This window comes from Microbacterium sp. NPDC058062, assembly GCF_042885375.1.
GTDB lineage: Bacteria > Actinomycetota > Actinomycetes > Actinomycetales > Microbacteriaceae > Microbacterium > Microbacterium trichothecenolyticum_C.
Genome location: NZ_JBHVSC010000003.1, coordinates 745,911 through 770,330 on the forward strand (window position 1 = coordinate 745,911; position 24,420 = coordinate 770,330).

A 24,420-nucleotide genomic window follows, 5' to 3' on the forward strand; every position below is an offset into this window, starting at 1 on the left:
ACGCGATACATCTCCGTATCGTGCGGGCTCCGCCCCTCCCCCTGCATCACCTCACCAGCGAAGGCCTCCGTGTGTCGAACCTCGCCGTTCTGAGCCTCAAGAACCGCGCGCTCATCGCGCTGATCACGATCGTCGCCGCCATCTTCGGCGGACTCGCGCTCACGAACCTCAAGCAGGAACTGATCCCGTCGATCGAGTTCCCCGCGCTGATCGTCGTCTCGACGTACCCGGGCGCGTCGCCTGAGGTCGTGAGCAACGACGTCTCGGTGCCCATCGAGACCGCCATCCAGGGCGTTCCGGGGCTCGAGTCGACGAGTGCGACGAGCACCACGAATGCCTCGATCGTGCAGGCGTCGTTCACCTACGGCACCGACCTCGCGACCGCCGAGCAGAAGATGACGCAGGCGATCAACCGCATCAAGTCGCAGCTGCCGACCGGTGTCGAGCCGAACGTCATCTCGGCGAGCATCGACGACTTCCCCGTCATTCAGCTGGCCGTGACCGGCTACGACGACGAGGCGACGATCCAGGCTCAGCTCGAGGCATCCGTCATCCCGGATCTCGAAGATGTCGCGGGCGTCAACGCCGCGCAGATCGTCGGCGGCGTAGGCCAGCGCGTCACGATCACGCCGAACCAGGAGGAGCTGGCCGCCGCGGGCTACACGCAGCAGGCGATCCGCGATGCGCTCGACCAGAACGGCGTGCTGTTCCCGGGCGGCGAGATCACCGAGGGCGACGAGACGCTCACGGTGCAGACGGGCTCGAAGATCTCGTCGGTCGATGAGATCGCGGCCCTGCCGCTCGTGCCGTCGACCGCCGACCAGTTCGTCGCCGGCCAGAAGACCATCGGCGACGTCTCGACCGTCGCGGAAGAGGCCGACCCGGTCACGACCGTTTCGCGCGTGAACGGCGAGCCGGCGCTCACGATCGCCGTGACGAAGCTGCCCGCTGCGAACACGGTGGATGTGTCGCGCGGCGTGCTCGCGGTGCTGCCCGACCTCGAGGATTCGCTCGACGGCGCCGAGTTCACTGTCGTGTTCGACCAGGCGCCGTATATCCAGGAGTCGATCGACACCCTCGCGAAGGAGGGCCTGCTCGGCCTCCTGTTCGCGGTGCTCGTGATCTTCGTCTTCCTGCTGTCGGTGCGCTCGACGCTCGTCGCGGCGATCTCGATCCCGACGAGCATCCTCATCACGTTCATCGGCCTGCAGGCGTTCGGCTACTCGCTGAACATCCTGACGCTCGGTGCCATCACGATCGCGATCGGACGCGTGGTCGACGACTCCATCGTCGTGATCGAGAACATCAAGAGGCATTACGTCGGCGACGCCGACAAGGGCGACTCGATCCGCCGGGCCGTGCGTGAGGTGGCGTCGGCCATCACGGCGTCGACGATCGTGACCGTGGCGGTGTTCCTGCCGATCGCGTTCGTCGGCGATGTCACGGGTGAGTTGTTCCGCCCGTTCGCGATGACCGTGACGATCGCCATGACCGCGTCGCTGTTCGTGGCGCTCACGATCGTGCCGGTGCTCGCCTACTGGTTCCTCAAGCCCGGCAAGCCGATCCTCGACGAGAGCGGGGTCGCGGTCGACCCGGAGGACCCGGCCGCGCCGCCGAGCCGCCTGCAGAAGTCGTACCTGCCGATCCTCCGCTGGACCCTCAAGCACTCGTGGATCACGCTCGCCCTCGCCGTGCTGGTGCTCGTCGGCACGATCGCCGCAGCGCCGTTCATGAAGACCAACTTCCTCGGCGACTCGGGTCAGAACACGTTCACGATGACCCAGGACATCGGCCCGGCCCCCTCGCTCGAGGCCGAGAGCGCCGCGGCGGAGCAGGTCGAGGAGGTGCTCCTCGACATCGACGGCATCGAGACCGTGCAGGTGTCGATCGGCTCGAGCGGCTCGGCCCTGCGCGACGCCTTCTCGGGCGGCGGCAGCGGCATCACGTACTCGATCACCACCGACCCGGGCGTCGACCAGGTCGCGCTGCGCGAAGAGGTGCAGAAGGCGGTCGCCGACCTCGACGACGCCGGCGAGATCACGGTCGCCGCGGGTGGGGGCGGATTCGGCTCGACCGACATCGCGATCGACGTGACGGCTCCGGATTCGTCGACCCTTCAGGACGCGACGGATGCTGTCATCTCGGCCGTCGAAGGCGCCGACGGCGTGGGCCAGGTCTCGAGCAACCTGTCGGCCTCGTTGCCGTACATCGCCGTGACGGTGGACCGCGACAAGGCAGCGCAGCTCGGCCTCTCGGAGGTCGCCGTCGGCGCGCTGGTGTCGAACACGATGCAGCCGCAGTCGATCGGCACGGTCGAGATCGACGACACGTCGCTCACGGTGTACCTCGCGGCGTCCGAGACGCCCGCGTCGCTCGACGACCTGCGGCAGCTGCAGGTGCCGAGCGCGACCGGCCCGATCCCGCTCTCCGACGTCGCCGCCGTGGAGGAGAGCGAGGGTCCGACCTCGATCACCACCGAGGGCGGCCAGCGCACGTCGACGGTCACGGTGACCCCGTCGACCGACAACCTGCAGACCGCCACGGCCTCGGTGACGACGGCTCTGGCCGACGCCGACCTGCCGTCGTCGGCGGATGCCACGCTCGGCGGTGTCGTGACCCAGCAGCAGGACGCGTTCTCGCAGCTCGGCCTCGCCCTGCTCGCGGCGATCCTCATCGTCTACATCGTGATGGTCGCGACCTTCAAGTCGCTGCGCCAGCCGCTGCTGCTGCTCGTGTCGGTGCCCTTCGCGGCGACCGGCGCGATCCTGCTGCAGATCATCACGGGCGTGCCGCTCGGCGTCGCGTCGCTCATCGGTGTGCTGATGCTGATCGGCATTGTGGTGACGAACGCGATCGTGCTCGTCGACCTCGTGAACCAGTACCGCGAGAAGGGCCTCACCGCGCACGACGCGACGGTGGCCGGTGGCTCGCGCCGTCTGCGCCCGATCCTCATGACGGCGCTCGCGACGATCTTCGCGCTCACGCCGATGGCGCTCGGCATCACCGGCCAGGGCGGCTTCATCTCGCAGCCCCTCGCGATCGTCGTGATCGGCGGCCTCGTGTCGTCGACCGTCCTGACGCTGCTCGTGCTCCCGACGCTGTACAACCTCGTCGAGGGCGCGAAGGAGCGGCGCGCTGAGCGCCGGCGCCGTCGCGACGAGGGTGACGGCGGTGGCCCGGCTCCGGAGGGCGATGGGCCTGATGGCGGCACGGATGCTGCGGCCGCGGGCGTGCTCGTTGGCGCCGGCGTTGGTGCGGGCGCGGCTGCCGCTGGTGCCGAGGCTTCGGGTGAGGTTGCGGGTTCGGGTACTGCCGGGGTCGCGGGTGCTGCGGGGTCGGGTGCTGTGGATGCTGCCGGGGTCGCGGGTCCTGCGGGTGCCGCGGCGTTCGAGACCCGCCGGCAGCGGCGGCAGCGTGGGGCTGGCGGTTCGGCCGCCGAAACCTCCGAGGTCGCGGTTCCTGTGATCGAGGAAGGCCCCGACGTCGAGGTGTCGGACTCGACCCCGGCACCCGTCGAGGCTGAGCCTGCGGCGCAGTCGGCGGAGGCAGCGGAGCCCGAGGCGGAGGCCACTGAGGTCACGCCTGTGGGTGCTGCCGTGTCCGAGCCCGAGGCTGGTTCGGAGGCGGATGCGGAGGCGTCGGACGAAGCGGAGACGGACGCCGCGGGCCACCGTGAGCCGACGACTGACACGGACGGCGCCCTCGACGACGAGTCGGCGGCGGAGGTCGAGGAGCCGGAATTGACTTCGGTCCCGACAGACGAACTCGAGCGGGAGGAGACCGCCGAGCAGGCGGAGGACTCCGAGCCCGTCTCCGACGCGGCGCCGGAACAGGCCGGCGAGTCTGAGGTGGAAGACCAATCCGGGACCCAACTCGCCGGCGACTCTGCGGAGGCAGGCGCGGTCGCGGACGCGCAGTCCAGTGAGTCTGAGCATGCGTCGGAGTCCGCCGACCAGCCGGAAGACCTCCCGGCTTCCGCCGGCGACGCCGCGGACGACGGCGATAACTCGCCCGGGGCCGATCACGATGAAGACTCGGTTGATGAGGCTGGGCCAACGACGGACGAGCAGGGTGGCGCGGCCGAGGACGAAGCAACATCGCACGACGAGGGTTCTGGCGAGCCCGAGAGTGGCGAGGATCGTCCGCAGGACGGTCACTGAGACATCCCGCGCGTCGCAACACGAGTAATGCTGCGACCCCCGTGTGGCCGCGCGAATAGCGCGGCCACACGCAGACTTTCACCGGGCCGGGTATACGAGCATGCCCGCGCAAGTGCCCGTCAGCGCCCCAAGTCGCGGTCGTGTCTGCGCGATGAACGACCGCCTTCCGAACGACCGTTGCCGCGACGCTTGAGCTTCGGACCGGTCGAAGGTCGAGCTGTCTGAGACGGCACCGTGCAATGGAAGTGTCGGGATGACGGGCGTCGGAGCAAACGTTAGGCCACAGGATCTTCCCGCTCAACTGAGTTGGCTGCGGGATCCGACGTTACAACCCTGGCGGCGTCCAGCTTCTTGCCGACGGCGCGTGCATGGACGTAGACCGTCACTAGGCCCGCTATGAGAAGCAGGGAAAGCGTGACCGCAATCCCATATATGACGGGCGACCACGGGTTCACGTCGGTCGCGACAACCGTAACGAAGCTGAAAACACCGACCGCGCCGATGGCCAAAATTAGAAGAACGATCAGCGAGGTCAATGCCACTGGCATGTCCTTCTTGCCTCCGATGTCCGCCCATCTGCGATATGACCTGAGCGCGTCATCGCCGTCTGCGACGCGGATCAGTTCCGTCTCGGCATGTTGCACGTAGCGGCGCAAGCGTTCCATCTCATGCAGCAGGCGTACGGCATTCGCCAGAAGCAACAAGATAACGGTTGGGATACCGAACGCGATCAGCAACTGTATGAAGCCCTGGGCCGTGGATAGAGCTGTCCATGCGACAGGTATTGCCGCGGTGAAGGCGACGGCGAGCGTCACGATTCGGTTGGCCATCACGCCTTGTTCGCCGGCCCGTCGCTCATAGTAATGAACTTCGCGCTGCCAGAACTCGACTGACTCCTTCTTGGTGAGCGTCTCGAGCTCAAGGTCTTCGATTTCGTCGGTCATCTGGCGCCTCCCCATTGGTGCCTTGGACAACTGTGTCGCTGCAAGTGGATTATGGCCCATCGCGCCTGCTGAAGTGGTTGCGCGACACGTTAAGACAGACTGGACTTGTGGCGTCCCCAGACCTCAACCGCACCCTTCGCGTGGATGTGGAGCTTCCGGCGAACCGCCTCCTCCTCGCCGAGGCACTCCGCGAGGGTGCAACGCGGGTGCGTGCAGCTCGCTGGCGACCCGACTCGCAAGAGGGATTTAACGTTGTGGTTGCCGAACCGGCGAAGGGATTCCTCGAGACGGCGATCTTCCCGATGAGCTTCGACTACCGGATCGACCCGCTCGTCACCCGCCGACTACAAGTCCTCGCAGCCACCACTGGGTGGCGGTTCGCTGGCGTCGAGACTCCCGGCGTCACCATGGACATCGACAACCCCGAAAGAACGAAGAAATCCTCGGTCCGAACATTGGATCTGTTGCGTGCGATGAGAGGCAACTTCGGCCCACTCGTTCATGCACAGTTCAGCGCCGTGACGGGAGTCCTTGGTGAGGAACTGAGCGGCGTTCGACTGGTCGGTGAGTCTTTGGGCGCTCAGATGGTCTCCGCGATGGCGGCGAGCGGGCTCGGCGAACCGGCTTCAGTAGACCTGATCGAGCCAGTGAATGCTGTACGCCTCGGCCCATCTGCATTCGTTCGGCTTGCACGCAACCTGCTTGGTGTCGAAACCGCGAGGAAGGCCGAGTATCTGAAAGAGAACGAGGCCGTTGGGTTCGGCGATGTTACGGCGTTCGAGCTCCTGTCCCCTGAGAATGCAGTGGTTGACCGCAGGCTGAAGTCGTGGCGACATCAATGGAAATACGCAAACCTCCCGATCCTCGGCTTGACGCGAGGGCTCGGCCCTCTGCTGACGAATGTCCAGGGCGTCACTCCCGCCAGAATATGGAGAGGCGCGGCAAGTGAGGTGTGCTCTGAACGTGACTGCATCGACTTGGCCGAAACAATCCGAGCTGCAGGGCACCCCGCACAAGTGCTAACGCTGGTCGACCAGGCCAGGAGCGTCGAGCTGGGGCACCACGTGCTCACGTCGCTTCCCCGTCTCGCTCAGTTCGCGCAACTCCTTCGCACAGGGTGCGACGAGCCGAGTCCCCGGTAGCTTCCGTATCTGCCGTGGGATCCGGCTGCTCGCCCTCTCATGAGGCCGCCACCGTTCGGCTCCGTCGAGGCTGCGAGCGCCCCTACCCAGCCCAGTATCAGCACGCGAATCGACCGCCCACCGAACGCGGTCTGACCGGCACGCCTGGCGCCTCAAACGCGCACGGCCCTCGCGCCGACCGTCTATCGATCCATGGCAGCCGGGAGCGTTTGCGACCACGCGTGAAGCGATCGCGCCAATCTCAGCCCAGCAAGGTCGTCAGCGTACGCGAGCCCATACTGACGCCGAAGAATGCCCACGAGCCGAAAGCTCAATCGGCTCGCGGTCGCACCGTCCTCTAGTCATCCACGGATCGGCATGACCAGATCGTCGTAGTCATCGTCATCACCAGGGCAGTCGCCCGAGTCGGCGCAACGGTTACCGGCACCAAGACTTCGATCGGACCCTTCGATGAGCTGGTGTCAAGACTCTGGGCGCGTCTTTGCCGTCGTCAGGGCGTGATGATGTCGATCGAGTCCCGCAGGTATACCAGGCGCAGCTCGACGTCCCCGCCTTGTGTGGTTCTGCTGTAGACCCAAACGGGTCGCCAGTCCAGTGGCGTCGGGCCGATTTGAGTGGGCTGCGCAGACAGTCCCATCTCCTCGACGAGCTGATGTGGCTTCTGCCCGTCCGCCGGACGAATCGTCACATACGTCGTAGCCCGATAGGGCGCCCAATTGATCCGGGGTTCTCCCACGATCGTTGCGCCGGTTGGCGCTGTGATCAGCCACGATGGCGGGGCGAAGTCTTTCGCGGCCGCGAGGCCGATCAGTTGCCAAACGACGTAGCCGCCGAGCAGGATCAAGGCGATAGTCCACGCGATGATGCGTCGGTCCTTCCGAGACAACGGTCGTGGCGCATCGTCCGTGTCTGCCTCGCTTCGCGCCGTCACCAGGTCTCCTTACCCTTACCCGGGTGCTTCATCGAGCTGTCATCTATATGCGCAGATCTCCGACGAAACCGTTGCAGATGCCGCTCTCGCTCGCGAGCTCCTGGTCGCGGATGGTTCCGTCGGCCCACATCACCCACCTCGGGTCGGGCTGTTCGGGCATGGTCGCGTCGGCGCGGGCTCCGAATTCCTTGGAAGCGGGGGCGTCGTTGTCGACGAAGTAGGCATCCCAGGCTGCGTAGACGAACATGCAGTGGTAGATCCCGTCGGCGGTCGTATAGCGCGACCAGTCACCGTTCCCGTGCAACCGACCAGCGGGGAGACCCGTGATCGACGCGGGCCACGCAAAGCCCGCAGGAATCTCGTCAGCCCAAGCGGCGACCTCTGCGGTGTACGCGGTATCCCGTGGGTCCACTGGATGCGTGGGTGTGGGCGTCATGGCGGGCGCCTCCGACTCCGTTGGGGCTGTCGGCGCTGACGTCGGGGCGGCCGACGTGACCTCCGGAGAGCGTTCTGACGCCGTTTGATCTGCGGTACACCCGGTGAGCGAAAGCGCGATCGCGACAGCGGATACCCCCAGAACGAGCTTGGCGGTGCAGTTCACATGCGAATGCTCGCATGCAACCCTGGCGGAAGCCAACAAGCCGCATACACATGATGGCGCGTCGTGACGAGCAGGCGCTCGGTCCGACTCCAGATCAAGCGAAGGTACGGGGCGGAGTGGCCAGGTGATCACGCTCGCGTCGCGCGACGCCGTAGCTCGACGTAGTCAGCCATTGGTGCGCCTGAGCATGCGGCGTGGAGCGTGATGGTCTGGCCGCTGTAGCCGAGGAGGTCGATAAGGCTGCGGGCGTCGACTGCGCTCGCAGGGCTACAGGTCGATGACGACGTCAGCGTGCCGATTGCCGCCGCACTGTTGGGTGCCGTCGATGCGTACCCAGTCGACGTCAAGGATGCCCTCCTGGACGATTGCCCCGGCAGCGTCAGAGACGCGGTATCCCATCAGCGCGGGGGCGTCGAGCAGTGTTGCGGTCCACCCAGCGACGCTGTCGCCCTCGAGGCCGAATATCCCGGTCGCGACAGGTGTCGCCGTGGATCCGACCTCTACCGGTTCCTCGACAGGCCCCGGTGTGCAATCCTCCCCGCTGCACAGCTCAAGGGTCAGCCCGGTCGTGGGTGCCGACAGCTGGATCGATGCGGCGCTGCTGTACCCGATCGCGGGGCACGCGAACGGGATCGGAAACGATGTGCAGCCAGTGAGCGCGACGATCACTGCGGCTGCCGCGATCGAAGAAGCGAGTCGTCGCATGGACCCTAGTCTCGGCGCGATCGGGCCTCGCGCGAGGAGATCGTTATGAGCCTGCGACTCTGTCTACGCTCACGCCCGCCCGTTCAGACATCGCCCGCCGGCGGTCACGGAGACGGAAGGCCACCCAGCGTGCGAACGCGGTGCACCCGCCGCAGACCGGGGCGACGATCACCGAGAGGAGCAGGATCGACCCGGAGATCGGCGCTCCAGCCGCTGCAACCAACGCGATCACGGCGGCCGCGACGAACCCGAGCAGGCCGAACGCGACCACGTGAACCCAGCGACGGTGGACGCCGCGCAGCGCCCACCCGAGCAGCCACGCGAACGGCGCGCCCAGCCAGGTGAGGGCCAATGCGATGACGGCGTAGGCGACGACCGTGGCGCCGAGGAGGGGCAATGCCCCGGTGTCACGGAACGTGTCCGGGTACCTGATGGCGCCGTATGCCAGGGAGAGAACCAGGAACGTCGCCCAGACCGTCAGCGTGTAGAACGTGACGTCACGGAATGTGAATGGCGTCACGTCTGGAGAGGTGGCGGGAGGTGCCATCGTCATCTAGGCAGTGCTACGGGCGCAGGACGAGAACGTCGCCGGGTTGGATCACCTTCGAGCCGAAGCGGTCGTTGTACGCGCCGACGGTCACGTAGTCGACGCAGAATCGCTCGCCGATGGCGATCAGCGAGTCGCCGCTCGCGACCGTGTACGTCTCGATCAGGCCGTCAGCGGTGTACCCGACCTCGCCGGATGCGTACTCGCTCGCTCCCATATCGGTCAGCTCACCCGCCAGTCTCGCGCTGGGGTCGTGAGCGCCGTAGGGGTGGATCGCTGCGTTCGTTGCACAGTCGCCGGGACCCTCCGCGGAGAACCAGGTGCCGTTGCCCGCAGACATCAGGGGTTCGCCCTCAGCGCCGACGACATCCTCGGCTTGCACTGCAGCTGCAGGCTCGGTTTCCTCACCCGGGCTGAACAGTGCCCATTCTGACAACGCTCCCGTCGCTGTCGCGACGGCGGGCGCGGCGACGGCGACGAGTCCAACGATGACGAGCACGGCGATCCCAGCAGCGATCTTCGCGGCACGGTCCATGCGGACGACCCTAGTGGACTGCGTGTTCCCTAGAACAAATAGGAGACGGATACATCCCTCGCCCGGGCCCGACCTGCGCACGCACTTCGCCGGAGGAGGTACACGAGTCACTCGAGGGGTGCGCCAAGCCGCCGCACTCTCAGCGCTGTCGCGGCTCGCTCAAGGCCCCCTGACCGAACGCGGTCAAGTCCGCCCACGACCCGCGCCATGCGTGCGCTGCACGAAGGTCGACCGGTTACGGGCTACGGCCGGGTAGCTTCGCTCTATGGAGCAGGTACCGCCCGAGCGCCGCGTCATCCGGTTGTTTCCGGATCACGGGCACCGCTGGCCACTCTGGGAGAACTCCACCCCAACCTGGGATGTGGGCTACACCACGTCGCCCGAGACGTACGGATTATCGGCCGAGCTCGCGGAGGACTTGGCCGGCTGGTACGCCTTTTGGGAACGGCATTGCGATCCGTTCGAAGGCTGGGACACCGAAGCTAACCGTCAACGGTGGTTGCGCGATCGCGAGTGGGTCGCCGCCCGGCTTCGCAGCGAGGTCGCCGCGTTCGCCGACGTCGTCGTCGAGTAGCAGCGAGGCGGACGTCCGTTCAGCGACCGCCTTACGTCCGTCGTCACCCGTAGGGTTGAAGACTGCACGGCACTATGAAGGATCCGGAAGCATGACGAATAGCTCACGCATTGATCTGCTTGAGGTCACCGTCGGCGGGCGGTCCCGAGATCAGTTGAGAAGCGCGCTCACCTCGCGGGGCATCCTTGTCAACGTGCACGCGGAAACATTGCTCGACGCCGACGTCTTCGACCGCGAGGACGCTCGCGTGATTGCCGTTACCGAGCGAACGGTCGCTGACCTGGGTCGCCCCGATGGTGCGGTGCTGTCGGAGATCCTCGAGCTCGGACTCCAGCAGGGTCTCCTGCTCTGTCCTGCTGACACTGGTCCCTATCTGCGTTTGACTCTCGCAGACCAAGCGCCCTCGACGGATGCAGTGATGTCATCGGGCAAGGCACCTGATGGTTCGCTCACGGTTGCATCCGAAGCGTTGAGCGATGACGTTGACTATCCGAAGGGTTTCTATCTTCGGGTCGTCGAGGGACAGCTCTGGCTGCGCGGTTATCGCTGCGACGACGAACACGTATGGTCCGCACAAGATCGGTTCGTGTTTCGTGCACCTTCGGTTTCGAGCTGAGTCTGTCTCACCTCGACGCTCGCTCGACGACCGGTTGGCGTGCTCGCCCGCGAGGGCTTGGCGCACCCCCGGACGCCGTCTGAGCGGTCAGCAATCGGGCACGAGATCCTTGACGTAGAAGAGCGAGTCTCCGTGTTCGGCGTCCGGATCGACCCGTGATGTTTGCGTGAAACCGAGCTTCGTCATGACGCGTCGCGAGGCGCTGTTCCAGTCACGGACGGTCGCCCACAGTCGGGTGTACCCGAGTGAGTCGGCCCAGCCGATCACTGCGTGCGCCGCTTCCGTCGCGAGCCCTTGCCCCCATTCATCCCGGAGGAACTCATAGGCGAGCTCGGGCTCGCCGTCCTGACCGTGGGTGTTCGCGATGAGGCCGCAGTAGCCGACAACCTCGCCGCTGTCCTTCCGGACTGCCGCCAGCAGGCCCAAGGGTGCCGACGGGTCATCCTCGCGGATCCAGTCCTCGAGATCCCCGACGCTCGGGTGACCGTCAGGTGAGATCCGTCGGTGTGGCGGAACCCGAGGATCACGCTCAAACCACAGTCGCCGCTGCATCGGGGCGTCGGCCACCAACCAGCGACGCAGCACAAGCCGGTCAGTCTCAAGAATCGTCGTCCCCGGCAGTACTTCGGCGTACGTCATATCGACCATGCTTCCTCATCGCGGGGCTGCAAGCCTCGCAGCGCTCGTCCCCCTCGCCTGTCTGCTCGGTCGACCCCCTCAGTGCCAATTGTGCCGGAAGCCGACAACACGACGCACGATAACAAAGGCAAGGCCGACCACCTGCAGTAGCTTTGGACGCGGCCAATGCGGCCACTTTTGGGTTGGGATAGTGCGACCCGGACGGCAGGGTCCCGGTCGCACGAGGCGGTACGGGGAGAAGAGTGCGGCTCGTCGAAGTTGCGGTGCAAAACTATCGGTCGATCACTTCGCAAACCAAGTTTGCGCTCGACGACATGACAACGCTCGTTGGGCCCAACAACGAGGGCAAGTCAAATCTGTTGCGCGCGGTAGCTGTCGGCATGGACATCATCCGGCGTTGGCCTATGGTGTCTGACTATCAGCTGAAAGACGGGTCGGTTTCGGGTCCTCAGGCAGCGACTCTGCTTCGACGTGGTCGCTTGACCCGCAACGGACGGCTCCTGCATGGATATCGCTGGAGTGATGACTATCCACTGGGCAAGCAAGACCAGCGCGGAGCACGACCGACGGTGATCCGTCTCCGGTTCCGCCTAGACGACGACGAGATTAGGGCTTTCACGGACGAGACAGGCATCGCGAATAACGGCGACCTGCCGATCGAAATTTCCCTTGGGCGTCTGTCCGCTTCTTTTGGCGTGCTCAAGCCGGGGCGTGGGGCGGCAACTCATAAGGCACGCTCTCGCGAAATTGCTCGATTCGTCTCTAGTCGAGTGACATTCGTCTCTGTTCCGGCTATCCGGACTAGCGATCAGGCTCTTGGCCTGGTCAACGAACTATCCCGGCTTCGCATGCGTTCGCTTAGCAGTCGGAAGAGTACGTGCAGCTCACTGAGCGGCTCAACGAACTCCGCCAACACGCCGTGCAACGTATCGGTCGGGACCTCACTGAATCGGTCCAGAAGTACATCCCTTCCGTTCGATCAATCGAACTGCAGACCGCAGACGTCGAGCGTACAGATTCAGTTGACGAGTTGTCGGTGCACGACGGTGCGGTTACTTCGATCGAGCACAAAGGCGACGGCATCAAGAGTCTCGTCACGATGGCCCTCATTCAGGAACTTGCTCAAGAGCAAGCGCGTGGGCACAGCGTCATTCTCGCCATCGATGAGCCCGAGGCGCATCTACACCCAGCGTCAGTGCACGAGCTGCAGCAACTGTTCCAAGAGCTATCCCAGGCGCAACAGGTTCTGCTGGCGACACACAATCCCATCTTCGTGAATCGCGAAAGCGTGTCGTCCAACATCCTTGTCCTCAAGAACGCCGCGCGTCCCGCGAAGAGTGTGGCGGTCATCCGCGATGCCCTGGGTGTCGCGCTGCATGACAATCTGGCGTCGGCCGAGATTGTCGTCCTCGTCGAGGGCCTGACCGACGAGAAGGCGATTCCTGTTCTCCTCAGCGAGGTCGACTCGTCCCTCGGCGCGGACATCTCCGCCGGGCGGGTCGTGTTCAGAGCCACCAAGGGGGCGGGAAAGATGCGGTCCCAGATCCAAAGAGAAAAATCCACAGTGTGCCGGATACTCGTCGTCCTCGATGACGACGCTGAAGGACGCGAAGAGGCCCGCCGCATCCGCGACGCCTCAGTACTTCCCGAGCGAAATGTATTTGTTCTGGGAGGACGGACCACCCAAGCCGAGCTTGAGGATGTGGTGCGACCTGATGTCTACCTCGATGCCCTGAGCACGGGGTTTGCTCGGACCTTTAAGTCGTCCCACTTCTCGAACCGATCGCGGAAGTGGTCGGCGAATTTCACGGCGGCAGCACTCACGTTGGGCATTCCTTCGAGGCCAGACCTCGTCGACGATGCAAAGACCGTCGTTGCCGCGGCGATCGCGTCCAGCGGCGAGGGTTGCATCAAGCCAGATTCTATGGAGCACGTGACGGCGCTCGCGCAGATGATCAAGGGCACACCCATCTAGCCCAGGAATCGCCATGCCCCTCGCGGGCTTGGCGTGGACAGGGCTCGCGAGTCAAGGCCGCCGTCTACTCTTCATTTTCGCCGACTGGGCTCACCACAAGCCGCCGCGCAGTTAGGCGCCGAAAGCCCCACCGATAAAATGGGAGGTGGAGGTTTGGATGCTGGACTGGGGAATTCTCGGCGAGGAGAAGTTCAATCGCGCTGCCGAACTGCTCATCACGAAGACAATTGAGCTTGACAACCCGGGCTTGGTCGTCGAGGCCGTGGATGGGCGTGGCGGTGACGCAGGTATCGACCTCGATGTCCGGGTACGGAGGACCGGACAACTCGTGGCCATCTACCAGCTCAAGCACTTTCCGGGCGGATTCTCCGGCGACCGCAAGACAACCAGGCGCGCGCAGATAAGGAGCTCCTTCAAAGCGGCGTTGCAACATGACCCTGCCAAGTGGGTTCTCGTCATTCCGGCGAATTTCACCCCCGGCGAGCGCCGTTTCGTGAACGGGCTCAACGGACGATTGCACCGCCCCCGCATCGGCCGCATCGGCAGCACGCGGCTGGATGAAATGCTCACCCAGTTCCCCGAGGTCGAGGACTACATCAATAGGGACGCCAATCTGGCTGCCCTGCAACTGGTCGGTCGGGAGTCCGCGCTTCTCACCAGGCCCGACGACCTGACCACCGAAATCGACCGCCTGCAGGAGCGGATTTCAGCGCGCAGCTTGTACTGGGGTACTGAGTTCAGCACCCTCGACGGCGTGCGCATCGAGCGCCTTGTCGCCCGACGCGCTGATGCTCACGAGCGGGAACCGCTTCGGATCACGATGGAGACAGACTTCACGAACGCGACGGAGCTCGCGGAACATTACCGGCAGGCCATCGACTACGGTCTCCTCGAGCCGCTGCAGTTCTCGGCTGACGTAGTCACCCGCTTCGAACGCCACGGCCCCGAGTGGTTTGCAGGTGTCGTCGACGTGCTCGGAGTGGAGCTCGTCCCGCTGGACAACGACTTGGACTTGGCCGTGAAAGTTGTGCTCCGCTCGGCGCACAACAAGACACTCGCTCAGCCCACGGCGCTCCGTGTCCGTGCATCGACGGGGGCTAAGGGCGCGCAGCTGAAGTTGCTCGTATGCAAGGGCGTCGAGTTCGCCTTCTACTTCGATAAGCACGCGCCGGACGGTGGCACGATGAAGTTCGATGTGGCACTACAGGGGCTCTCCGGTGCGGAGGCGAACCGCGCGCTGAACTTTCTGACCGCACTCTCCCACGCACGCCAGCTGACACTCGCGATCGAGAGCGTGCAGCCTTTCACCGTCGGCTTCGACGAGGGAAATCCGGCACCGCCGGCCAGCTTGGTCGAGTTCGCCGAGGATCTGGCTGCCATCGAGCGTGAGCTTGGCATCGAATTCTCCGTTCCCACAACTGGACCGAGCGATTTCGACCGAATCTGGGCCAGGGTCATTCGTCGGTTCTTCGAGGGCATCGGGAGCCTAGTGCCAGGGGTGGATGACCTGAGCTTTACCGTCACGCCCCCTCTTCGCGAACGCGATGAGGAATGGCTCACCTCAGAAGGCCTTCCTTACAGTGCGAACCCCGACGAGTGGACGTGGGAGCTTCTCGGACAGGAACTCCTGCTGTCGGATGTCACGTTCGCCGTCGGCTGCGGGCGCGTAGTGGACGGGGGCGCTCACGTGGCTGCGCTAAAGGCCGACCCCATCACACCGCGCACCGTCCGCTTCGCACCGCTAGAAGAACACGGCGGTGTCGTCATCTTCTCGCGCGCCCTCAACAACATGAAAGAGGAGATCGAGGTGAGGCCCTGGGGCCTCAGCGGAATCGACGAACATCCACGGTTCGCGCTCACCGGTGAGGGCGACGCAGCGTAGGAAAGCTCAGTCTCGCCGGAGAGCGCACCACCTTTGCACGACAACGGCACCGATCGGGCCCGCTGATCTAACGGCTGACAACGCGTGCGATCCTACGACGTTGGTAGAGCGGAGCGTTGGCGCCAAGGCGCGCGACGGACGCCCCGCATCCGTACGACGTACGCAGAGGGATCGTGCGGCGTCAGTACGAGAAGCAGGCGGGCAAGATCGCGACCCTACAGCGCACCATCGATCACGAAACGCGGGCGCTCGCGGCTCAGCATCGCGAGGCACGAGACGCTTCGGAGACGACACAGCAAGGCGCGGTGCGGTTCAGCCTCGGCGGCACGGCGGTGCTGGCGATCGTCGGGACGCTGATGATCGTCGGGACGCTGCTGCAGGTGGCCGCGGCGTTCGTGTAGCTGCCCGCGCGTCGTCCCCCCGAGTTGGTGGGTGAACGACAGACTGTGGCCGTGCCGCCGATCGACCCGACCGCTCTTGCGTTGCTTTCGATCTTCGGCGGTGTGGTCCTCACGATCATCGCCGGTGGCATCGGCGCTCTGATCCAGCATCGGCGCGAGAACACTAAGTGGCTCCGCGACAACCGTCTCCGCGTCTACTCCGGATTCTTGTCAGCGGTGGAGCAGATCGGGCTCGGTGACGATGACCCGGAGTACAGGCGAAGCGTAGATGCCGCTGCGGTTCGGGCAGTCGGCGCGCTGCAACTTCTCGGACCTGACGAAGTCGCGCACACCGCGAGCAAGTTCATGAAGGAAGCACACGCTCATCGGATGGCGCTGCGGGCGTACCGTGACGAGCGCCTGCCGGCGAATGAAGCGCTCCTCGCAGAGGCGAATGACCAGGCTTCGATGACTCGCGCTATGTTCGTCGTACTCGCGTCCAGGCACGTGGGAGCGGCGTAGCGACGCCTCCCGGCGTGTCGAGCTCATTCCGCCAGGTCAGCCCACCGATCTTCCGCCCGCTAGGACATACGTCGTACTGGCGGACCATTTGTGCCGGAGGAGAGAGCGTAGCTCACGATGAACGGGCTGATCGAGGCGCCCAATCCCCAGCACGCGCAGCCGGTTCCTGGCCGCGCGGCGTAGTGGACGGCGACATAGTTGTTGAGGGCCGCATCGACCGCGACCGCGACCGCACCCTCGTCGTAAGGGATGACCCAGAGGCATAGCATCCAGAACGAACCACTCACCGAGAACCCGACGAGCGCGGCGGCCGTCGTTCCCACACTGCGATTCCGTTCGGCTGCGTACTCGCGGCGCCTTGATCGGGCGATGCGCGATTGGGGATCCCTGCGCCCACTCAAGGAGTGCCGAGTGCGCCTGGGCCCAACATTGCGCCATCCTGGTCAACGTTCGCAGCGGTTGTCGGCACACGATCGCCGCCGCTGCCTAAGAGAGATGCCGCGGCAACCACATCCCGCCGTCGGCTGGGAGGGTCTTGCCGGATCGTCAGCGGAGGAGGGCCGGGAGGTTCCGGACCCCTCCTCCACTGTGATCACTCGTAGCGGAGCGAGTCGACCGGGTCGGCGCGCGCGGCGCGTGCGGCGGGTAGCGTTCCGGCGAGGAAGGCGATCGTCATGACGACCACGATGATGACCGCGATCGAGAGCGGGTCGAAGGCGATGAGCGTGAGGCCGGGCAGGTCTGCGAGCAGAGAACCGGACAGCGCGGAGCTCACACCTGCGCCGACGAGCATCGCGATGACCACGCCGATGGTGCTGCCGAGGAAGCCGATGAAGGCGGCTTCGAGGCTGAACAGGCTGAAGACACGGCCATTGCCCATACCCATCGCCTTCATGAGCCCGATCTCGCGCGTGCGCTCCTGAACCGACATGAAGAGCGTGTTGACGATGCCGAAGCTCGCCGCGAGCAGGGCGATGATCGCGAACGCGTTGAGCACGAGCACGATGCCGTCGATCACGGTCTTGAACATCCCGAGTTGGTCGGCGACGGTCGAGCCGGTGAAGCCCTCGTCGGCGAGTCGGTCCTTCAGCGCGGTGATGTCGTCTTCGGTGGATGCCGGGTCGAAGAAGACGCTCGCCTGCGCGTAGCGCTCCACCTCGTCGGCGGGTACGCCGATGTTCTGCGTGTGGAAGAGATCATCGGCAAGTGCCGTGTTGGGCACGAGGCTGGCGCCGGTCGGTGAGGCGAGTCCTTCTTCCGCGACGCCGACGACGGTCGCCTCGACGAGGTGCTGGGTGCGTTCGGCATCCGTGATCGCGATCGTCACCGTCTGCCCGATCGCGCCGTCCGCGTCGCCGAGGCCCATTGGCTCGACGAACGCGACGGGCAGGACGAGCTGCAGCTCGGTCGCGTCGTCATCCGGTGCCGCCCCCGCCTCGAGCTGGATGGTCTGGCCGGCGATGAGGCTCCCCACGCCGATGACGTACTTCGTGCCGTCGCCGGCCTGGATGTAGTCGGGCGAGATCGAGCGCGTCGGGACGACGTCGGTGACACCTTCGATGCCCGCGAGGGTGTCGAGGTCTGCGGGGGTGAGGGCGACGACGGTCGATCCGGGAGGGCCGGGCTGCCCGCTCGCTATGGCGTCGGGGTCGTACTCGACCGGTCCGGTCGCTGCGACGCCGGTCGCGGTCTCCTGGGTCTTGGTGACCGTCATGACGTCTGCGGCGCCGATCGAGGTGACGGTGTCGTCGATGTAGGCGTTGATCCCGGTGCCGAGACCGCTCGTGAGGGTGAGCGTGAAGGCGCCGACGAAGATGGCGAGGATTGTCAGGATCGTGCGGGTCTTGGAGCGGAACGTGTTCGTGACGGCGGAGCCGATGAGGTCGACGGTTCTCATGCGGCCACCGCCGCGGAGTCCTCGACCAGGAGGCCGTCGCGGATGAACAGGCGCCGGTCGCAGCGGTTGGCGAGCTCCTCGTCATGGGTGACGACGATGAGGGTGATGCCGTTCTCGCGGTTCAGCGCGAACAGGATGTCCTCGACGATCGCGCCGGTCGCGGTGTCGAGGTTGCCCGTCGGCTCGTCAGCGAAGATGATCCGCGGGTTGTTCACGAGCGCCCGCGCGATCACGGTGCGCTGCTTCTGACCGCCCGAGAGGTTGACGGCCTTGTTCCTGGCCTTGTCGTCGAGCTCGAGCTGTGCGAGCGCGGCGAGGCCGCGGCGGCGCCGTTCGGAGCGGCCGACGCCGGCGATCTTGAGCGGCAGGATCACGTTCTCGAGCACGGACGAGTTGCCCGTCAGGAAGAACTGTTGGAAGACGAAGCCGAACGTCTTGTTGCGAGTGCGGTTGAGCGCGCCGCCGCGCAGCGTCGCGGTGTCGACGCCCTCGAGCTCGACCGTGCCGGAGGACGGGGCATCCAGCAGCGCGAGCACGTGCATGAGCGTGGATTTGCCCGAGCCGCTCTTGCCGACGATCGCGATGCTCTCGCCCTCGCGGATGTCGAAGCTCACCCCCTTCAAGGCATCGAAGCGGTTCTGGCCCCGGCCATAGGACTTGTGCACGTCCCGGACCGAGATGATCGGCGTATTCATGAGGCTCCTGAGTGAGGTGGACTTTCAGCCTCGCCGCTCGCGTCCTCCACCGCGTCACCCCTCAGTGGACACTTCGCATACTGCGGCTGCGGTACTCGGCATGCCGCGGGGGAGGGATGCCGCGCGCCGCCATCCCCGCCAGACTTGACTGATGACACGCGAGGCGGGACGGCAGAGCGGCCGCAGCGGGCCGCATCCGCGCGTGCCGACCTGGATCGGCGATGTCATCGCGGCCGTGTTCGTCGTCGCCTCGGCCTACCTCCCGTTCCCGCAGGTGGACTTCCGCCCGGACAGTGTGTTCACGTTCACCCTCGTGCTGGCTCCGGCGCTGATCCTTCCGCTGCGACGCCGGTGGCCGATCGCCGTTCTCGCCGCATGCGTCGCGCTGTACGCGGCCGCGGGGTTCACCGGAACTCTCTGGCCCGGTTTGGTGCTGGCCATGGCGATCGCGATGTTCGGCGCCACGAATCGACTGCGGCGGCGGGCCGCCTTGATCACGACTCTCGTCACGATCGCCGCGATCATCGCGATCAACGTCCTCGCCTCGCTCAGCAGCCTCCTCGATCTGCGGGCCTTCGCCGTCGTGATCACGGTCGCGTTCGCCGCCGCGGCGGGCGACGGAGCGCGATCCGGCCGGGAGTACATCGCCGCCATCACAGAGCGCGCCGAACGCGCGGAAGAGACCCGAGAGTCCGAGGCGAAGCGACGCGTGTCGGAGGAGCGCCTGCGGATCGCCCGTGACCTGCATGACGCCGTCGCGCACCAGATCGCCGTGATCAGCCTCAACGCGGGCGTCGCGTCTTCGGCGATCCCGTCGCGTCCCGAGGACGCTCAGGATGCCGTCCGCACGATCCGCAGCGCCGCGCGCACGGTGCTCAGCGAGATCGGCGCGCTCCTCGAGGTCCTCCGGACGGACGATGACGGTCCCCGCGACATCTCACCGCAGCCCGGCCTCGAACGACTCGGCGACCTCGTCGGCCAGTTCGAGGACGCCGGGCTCGCCGTGACGATCCGAATCGAGGGTGACCTCGCCCAGGCCGAGACACCCGCTCAGATCGTCGCCTACCGCGTCATCCAGGAGGGACTCACGAACGCCCACAAGCACGGCGCCGAGTCTCGCGCCCACGTCCTCATCCGGGCCGGGGCTGACACACTCGACATCGTGGTCACCAATCCGACTCTCCCCGTCGATACTCCTCCCACGCGTGAGACATCCGTCGGCGGCACGGGCTCCACTCTCGGTCTGATCGGCCTGCGCGAACGCGTCGCAGCCGCACGAGGCACCGTCGAGACGGGACCGACACCGGGCGGGTGGCGGGTCGCGGCGACCCTCCCGCTCGGGACGGACCGGCGCCCATGACCACCGTGCTCGTCGTCGACGACCAGTCCCTCATCCGCCAGGCGGTGTCCGACATCCTGTCGCATGCGGAGGGGATCGAGGTCGTGGGCGAAGCGGTCGACGGGCAGGACGCCGTCGCCGCCGCCGCGCGGCTGCGTCCCGACGTCATCGTGATGGACATCCGGATGCCGCGACTGGACGGCATCGCTGCGACGGCGGCGATCTGCGCCGACCCCGACCTCGCCTCGACCCGCGTGTTGATCCTCACGACCTTCGAAGAGGACGAGTACATCGTCACCGCTCTGCGCGCTGGCGCGAGCGGATTCATCGGCAAGGGCTCCGAGCCTGACGAGATCGTCCACGCCGTCCACGCCGTGAACGCCGGCGAGGCGCTCCTTTCGCCGGCGGCGACCCGGAGCCTCATCACGAAGTACGTCACCCCGCAGCGGACCGCGGCGCCGCTGCGCAGCATCCCCCCGGAGCTGGAGGCCCTCACCGAGCGCGAACTCGAGGTCCTGCTCCTCGTCGCGCGCGGCCGGTCGAATCAGGAGATCGCGGACGACCTGCACATCTCGCCACACACCGCGAAGACCCACGTGAACCGTGTCATGACGAAGGTGCACGCACACGACCGCGCCCAGCTCGTGATCCTTGCCTACGAAACCGGACTCCTCGCCCCCGGATCGCCATGACCCAACGCGGCACGTTCAGGGATGCCGACCGAACGGCCTGCAGGCCGTTCGTGTCGTCCCGCTTACGTGCGTTGCCCGTTTGCGGATCCCGTTGGAGGGGCGACCGCTGGCCCTACCCGGTGACGGCGGATCTGCAGCTCGGCTTGGGCCACTCGAGTTCGCGGAAGCGCTCAGATGCGCCCGGCGTGCCTTACCCTGCCAGCACCCGTGGACGGATCCGCAGCGCAGGAGTCGTTGGACAACTCTTGGGTGCTTCAGGTCGTCATGCGTTCCGTGACCTTATCGATACCCCCATGGGGTACCTTCGGAAGGAAGGTTTGCGACCCTTGATTTGCACCGTCGCACCACTGCAGCACTATGGAGACGACGAGGGGTAGCGGTACTGGTCGTGCTGCCTACTGCCCGCCCCTCTGGGACGGGGATCCCATCCGATACGCACGCGCAAGCTGAGTCACGGTTCGCCCGGCGGCATCCAACGATGCCTCAGCACCGCAGAGGAAGGAGACCCACCAGGTGAGGACCATCCGTGCATTCGCCTGGTCGTGGTCTTCCCTCGTCCGCGGAGTGATGTGCGTCGCGCTTGCGCTCGGCGTGATCCTCGGGTTGCTCGCGATGCACACACTCGGCGGCGGCGACATCGCCCACTCACGGCCCACCGCGACGCTTGCCGCACCGGCGGAGATGCCGAATGCGTGGATGATCGCTCACGCCGGACTCGTCGGCCACGAGCCCTGTGACTGCGGTCCGTCCACGCCCGCCCCCGATCACTCGATGCTGACGATGGCCTGCGTGCTCGGGCTGCTGGTCACGCTTCTCGTGGTAGCGGTGCCGTTCGCCCTGGGCCGGGTCGGGGGGCAGGATCTTCTCCTAGGCCTCGCGCCAGGGCTGGCCCGCCGGAGGCGGGCACACGCACGGGCACCATCACTGCTCGTCCTTTCGGTCAGTCGAACGTGATTCATAGGGAGTAGTCGCGGGGCGCCTCCCGGGGCCGCTCCGAGGTGCCCACGGCACGATTCACCCTGCTTCAAACTGACATGAAAAGGACACACGCCGATGAACACAATCCGCGCGATCGCATTCGCTCCGGTGGCCCTCACCGCCGCACTCGTGCTGGCCGGCTGCTCCCCGCAACAGCCCGCCATGCCGGGGATGAACCACGAGTCCGGCATGATGGGCGACTCGGGCTCGGTCGACTTCAACGACGCGGACGTGATGTTCGCAACAATGATGATCCCGCACCACCAGCAGGCCATCGAGATGGCCGAAAGCGTCCTCTCGAAGGAGAACGTCGATCCTCAAGTGGTGGATCTTGCGACGAAGATCGAGGACGCGCAGGCGCCCGAGATCGAGACGATGCAGGGCTGGCTCGAGGAATGGCGCGTCGCCGACGGCCGCGACGACATCGGGGGGATGGACCATGGCGACGGGATGATGTCCCAGGACGACATGGCGACCCTGGAGGCGGCCGCGGGACCGGAAGCAGGTCGTCTGTTCCTGGAGCAGATGATCGTGCACCACGAGGGTGCGATCCAGATGAGCGAGACCGAAGTCAAGTCCGGCCAGAACCCGGACGCGGTCGCTCTCGCGAAGAAGATCGTCACGGATCAGACCACCGAGATCGCCACCATGGAGGAGCTGCTCGCTCAGCGGTGACCCCGTGTGGGGCGGCCGGTCACAGCGCCGCCCCACACCCGAGCCCCGCGTGTCTACGCAATAGATCATCGCCGATTCGTAGCCGACCTCCGCGCGCGGACGCTCGCAACCGTCGTGCGGAGCCTCGCGTGTTCACAGGATTTCAATTGTTCTCGATCTGGATATCGGGCGGGGAAAGGACCAGGGCGCGATGCCATGATGGCCGAGGGCACCGTCATCGGCGCACCGCAAGGTGACGACTCCGGTCCGATACGCTGCGCCGTCTGTGAACCCAAACGAGCCAGATGCACGTCTGGGGCTCCGCCTACGCTCACCGTCCGAGTGAGGATTCCGTTGATTCTCCGGTAGCCGTTGAAGATGCCCGCGGTGCGGTGAGTCAGTTTCGGGTGATGGCGGGTGGGGTCCAGGTGCCGTCGAGGATCGCGTCGTCGGGCCAGTAGGCGCGCAGGTAGACGGAGAACTCTTCGGCCGGTGCGGGAAGCCAGTTCGCGTGCAGCGCCGGGTCTGTGGGGGCTTCGCCGCCGACGGTGAGGGTGAGCGAGCCGTCGTCGGCGAAGGTGAGGTTCTTGTTCTTGGTGCCGAGCGAGAACCGGTCGAGGTCGTTCGCGTGGAAGAAGTGGTGCTTGTTGTAGACGGTGAGCGACCAGAACCCCTGGACGGGTGGCAGCCCGCCGGCGGGGAAGCGCACCGTGTAGCTCCCGGTGCCGTCGAGCCGGGCACCGTCGGCGTCGAGGTCCTGGTAGAAGTAGGTGGTCTCGTTCGGGGTGTTGACGAAGATGTTCGACTTCCCGACGGCGGTGCGCATCAGGTAGTCCGTTCCGAACCGGGCGCCGGCGGTCTGCGTGGTCCAGTTGTGTGCGACCGGGAGCCCGTAGTGGCGGAACTCGAACAGCTCCTTCACGATCGCGTCGGCGTCGAGCGCGGCCTGTCGGGCGGCGGCAGCGATCTTCGGGTCTCCCGCGGCGGCGGCCAGCACGACACGGAACCAGTCGTACAGCGCCTCCTCACCCGGGAGCGGCGGCACCTCGTCGAGGATCTCGCCGAACGATTCGAAGAACGTCTCCGGCTTCACCCATTGCGTCTCCTCCTGCCCGGAGGTCGACCCCGCGGCGCCGAAGCTCGGCACCGAAGTCCAGTCGGTGACCTTGATGGTGCCGTCGTAGTCAGCCAGCGGGTACACGGCGATCTGGTTGATCAGCGGCAGCACTGCTGCGCGATCCTCCGCGGTGTCGTCGAGGAACACCCGCGGGATCACCACGCCGCAGCGGGTGTCGTACCGGAACACTCCCGCGATGCCGTCCGGCACCTCGTCGTCCCAGCCCTCCGGGGCGAGCAAGTAGTGCCCAGGCTTGGTGCCGTACATCTTCCCGAGCTCGACGAACGAGTCGGTGCGCTGGTTCACCACCTGGTACACCCAGAACCGGTCACCGAAATCAGGCACCTGCACCACTGCAGGGCCGAGATTCGCGTCGAGCGGACCGAAGCCGTACGCGACATCCTGGTTCGGGCAGGCGACCACACGCTCTTCGGGGCGGATGTAGTCGTGCAGCATCCCGATGTGGTTCGGCGGTCCGGCCGGCACGATCCCGGCCAACAGGCCGGGACCGGGCAGCTGCTCCATGAACACGCGCCGGTTGTGGATGTTGACCAGCGGCCACCCCCACAGATACGCCGTCCGTGCGACCTCCGCCGCGTACGCCTCCGTCACCCGCTGCTGAACCACGAAACCTCCTCGACTCGACACGACGATTCGGAGTCTACGGGTGCCCCGCCGTCGAACCACGACGCAGACACCCGACCACAGTCGCGCGGCGCACGTCGCAGACAAGGGTCGCCGATGCCCGATGGACTCCACCTCCTCGTTCACTGCTCGCGTGCAGCTCGGCGGTTCATCCGTCCGCGCGCACCGCGTCTTCGCGATGAAGATCTAACCGGATGCGCGCTCAACGCTCCCCTTGTGTTCATCGCCCGCAAGCGGATCCGGATCGATC

21 protein-coding genes and 1 pseudogene are annotated in these 24,420 nt (G+C 66.0%); 12 read left to right on the forward strand and 10 right to left on the reverse strand.

From position 1 onward, the window contains the following. Window positions 1-71: 71 nt before the first annotated feature. Window positions 72-3,230 (forward strand): annotated as a pseudogene (locus ACFVSU_RS12525) (efflux RND transporter permease subunit); the annotation flags it as partial. A 1,205-nt stretch (window positions 3,231-4,435) separates the two neighbouring features. On the opposite strand, the gene ACFVSU_RS12530 reads toward ACFVSU_RS12525, so the two are convergent. Next, window positions 4,436-5,104: a hypothetical protein gene (locus tag ACFVSU_RS12530; RefSeq protein WP_387143034.1), complete on the reverse strand. Its 669-nt coding sequence runs from the start codon at window positions 5,102-5,104 to the stop codon at window positions 4,436-4,438. 107 nt (window positions 5,105-5,211) lie between these two features. Here ACFVSU_RS12530 and ACFVSU_RS12535 point away from each other — a divergent pair, with 107 nt between their 5' ends. After that, window positions 5,212-6,246 (forward strand): hypothetical protein, encoded by a 1,035-nt coding sequence (locus tag ACFVSU_RS12535; RefSeq protein ID WP_387143036.1) that lies wholly within the window; start codon window positions 5,212-5,214, stop codon window positions 6,244-6,246. 490 nt (window positions 6,247-6,736) lie between these two features. On the opposite strand, the gene ACFVSU_RS12540 is transcribed toward ACFVSU_RS12535, so the two are convergent. The 5 genes from ACFVSU_RS12540 to ACFVSU_RS12560 all read right to left on the reverse strand — a co-directional run bounded on the left by ACFVSU_RS12540 (window position 6,737) and on the right by ACFVSU_RS12560 (window position 9,565). Continuing rightward, entirely contained in the window at window positions 6,737-7,177 is a 441-nt protein-coding gene (locus ACFVSU_RS12540) for a hypothetical protein (protein WP_387143039.1), read from the reverse strand. Window positions 7,178-7,220: 43 nt separating this feature from the next. Beyond that, complete coding sequence (locus ACFVSU_RS12545) at window positions 7,221-7,613, reverse strand: hypothetical protein (protein WP_387143042.1); 393 nt, start codon at window positions 7,611-7,613, stop codon at window positions 7,221-7,223. 432 nt (window positions 7,614-8,045) lie between these two features. Further along, complete coding sequence (locus tag ACFVSU_RS12550) at window positions 8,046-8,483, reverse strand: hypothetical protein (protein WP_387143045.1); 438 nt, start codon at window positions 8,481-8,483, stop codon at window positions 8,046-8,048. Between the two features lie 43 nt (window positions 8,484-8,526). Then, window positions 8,527-9,003, reverse strand: coding sequence for a hypothetical protein (locus ACFVSU_RS12555; protein ID WP_387143048.1), 477 nt, complete (start codon window positions 9,001-9,003; stop codon window positions 8,527-8,529). A gap of 43 nt (window positions 9,004-9,046) precedes the next feature. Beyond that, on the reverse strand, window positions 9,047-9,565 hold the full coding sequence (locus tag ACFVSU_RS12560) for a LysM peptidoglycan-binding domain-containing protein (protein WP_387143051.1): 519 nt from the start codon (window positions 9,563-9,565) through the stop codon (window positions 9,047-9,049). A 265-nt stretch (window positions 9,566-9,830) separates the two neighbouring features. Here ACFVSU_RS12560 and ACFVSU_RS12565 point away from each other — a divergent pair, with 265 nt between their 5' ends. Next, window positions 9,831-10,139 (forward strand): hypothetical protein, encoded by a 309-nt coding sequence (locus tag ACFVSU_RS12565; RefSeq protein WP_159841679.1) that lies wholly within the window; start codon window positions 9,831-9,833, stop codon window positions 10,137-10,139. A gap of 91 nt (window positions 10,140-10,230) precedes the next feature. Next, entirely contained in the window at window positions 10,231-10,755 is a 525-nt protein-coding gene (locus ACFVSU_RS12570) for a hypothetical protein (protein ID WP_387143054.1), read from the forward strand. An 87-nt stretch (window positions 10,756-10,842) separates the two neighbouring features. Here the strand turns inward: ACFVSU_RS12570 and ACFVSU_RS12575 are convergent, their stop codons facing one another. Then, window positions 10,843-11,403, reverse strand: coding sequence for a GNAT family N-acetyltransferase (locus ACFVSU_RS12575; protein WP_387143057.1), 561 nt, complete (start codon window positions 11,401-11,403; stop codon window positions 10,843-10,845). A gap of 868 nt (window positions 11,404-12,271) precedes the next feature. Between ACFVSU_RS12575 and ACFVSU_RS12580 the strand changes: the two genes are divergently transcribed. From ACFVSU_RS12580 to ACFVSU_RS12595, 4 genes are all read left to right on the forward strand, one after another. Continuing rightward, window positions 12,272-13,369, forward strand: a complete 1,098-nt coding sequence (locus ACFVSU_RS12580; protein WP_387143060.1) for an ATP-dependent endonuclease — start codon at window positions 12,272-12,274, stop codon at window positions 13,367-13,369. A gap of 157 nt (window positions 13,370-13,526) precedes the next feature. After that, window positions 13,527-15,251 (forward strand): hypothetical protein, encoded by a 1,725-nt coding sequence (locus ACFVSU_RS12585; RefSeq protein WP_387143063.1) that lies wholly within the window; start codon window positions 13,527-13,529, stop codon window positions 15,249-15,251. Between the two features lie 173 nt (window positions 15,252-15,424). Further along, complete coding sequence (locus ACFVSU_RS12590; RefSeq protein WP_387143066.1) at window positions 15,425-15,652, forward strand: hypothetical protein; 228 nt, start codon at window positions 15,425-15,427, stop codon at window positions 15,650-15,652. A 51-nt stretch (window positions 15,653-15,703) separates the two neighbouring features. Continuing rightward, window positions 15,704-16,153: a hypothetical protein gene (locus ACFVSU_RS12595; RefSeq protein ID WP_387143069.1), complete on the forward strand. Its 450-nt coding sequence runs from the start codon at window positions 15,704-15,706 to the stop codon at window positions 16,151-16,153. A 592-nt stretch (window positions 16,154-16,745) separates the two neighbouring features. On the opposite strand, the gene ACFVSU_RS12600 is transcribed toward ACFVSU_RS12595, so the two are convergent. Continuing rightward, on the reverse strand, window positions 16,746-18,050 hold the full coding sequence (locus tag ACFVSU_RS12600) for an ABC transporter permease (protein ID WP_387143072.1): 1,305 nt from the start codon (window positions 18,048-18,050) through the stop codon (window positions 16,746-16,748). Next, complete coding sequence (locus ACFVSU_RS12605) at window positions 18,047-18,745, reverse strand: ABC transporter ATP-binding protein (protein WP_387143075.1); 699 nt, start codon at window positions 18,743-18,745, stop codon at window positions 18,047-18,049. The genes ACFVSU_RS12600 and ACFVSU_RS12605 overlap by 4 nt, the downstream gene beginning before the upstream one ends. Before the next feature lie 151 nt (window positions 18,746-18,896). Between ACFVSU_RS12605 and ACFVSU_RS12610 the strand changes: the two genes are divergently transcribed. From ACFVSU_RS12610 to ACFVSU_RS12625, 4 genes are all read left to right on the forward strand, one after another. Next, a complete protein-coding gene (locus ACFVSU_RS12610; protein ID WP_387143079.1) occupies window positions 18,897-20,105 on the forward strand; it encodes a sensor histidine kinase in 1,209 nt (402 codons plus the stop codon). Beyond that, window positions 20,102-20,776: a response regulator gene (locus ACFVSU_RS12615; protein ID WP_387143082.1), complete on the forward strand. Its 675-nt coding sequence runs from the start codon at window positions 20,102-20,104 to the stop codon at window positions 20,774-20,776. The genes ACFVSU_RS12610 and ACFVSU_RS12615 overlap by 4 nt, the downstream gene beginning before the upstream one ends. Window positions 20,777-21,289: 513 nt before the next feature. Beyond that, window positions 21,290-21,730 (forward strand): DUF6153 family protein, encoded by a 441-nt coding sequence (locus ACFVSU_RS12620; RefSeq protein WP_387143084.1) that lies wholly within the window; start codon window positions 21,290-21,292, stop codon window positions 21,728-21,730. A gap of 99 nt (window positions 21,731-21,829) precedes the next feature. After that, window positions 21,830-22,429, forward strand: coding sequence for a DUF305 domain-containing protein (locus ACFVSU_RS12625; RefSeq protein ID WP_387143087.1), 600 nt, complete (start codon window positions 21,830-21,832; stop codon window positions 22,427-22,429). Window positions 22,430-22,805: 376 nt separating this feature from the next. Here the strand turns inward: ACFVSU_RS12625 and ACFVSU_RS12630 are convergent, their stop codons facing one another. Beyond that, window positions 22,806-24,152: a DUF1214 domain-containing protein gene (locus ACFVSU_RS12630; RefSeq protein ID WP_387143090.1), complete on the reverse strand. Its 1,347-nt coding sequence runs from the start codon at window positions 24,150-24,152 to the stop codon at window positions 22,806-22,808. Window positions 24,153-24,420 lie beyond the last annotated feature (268 nt).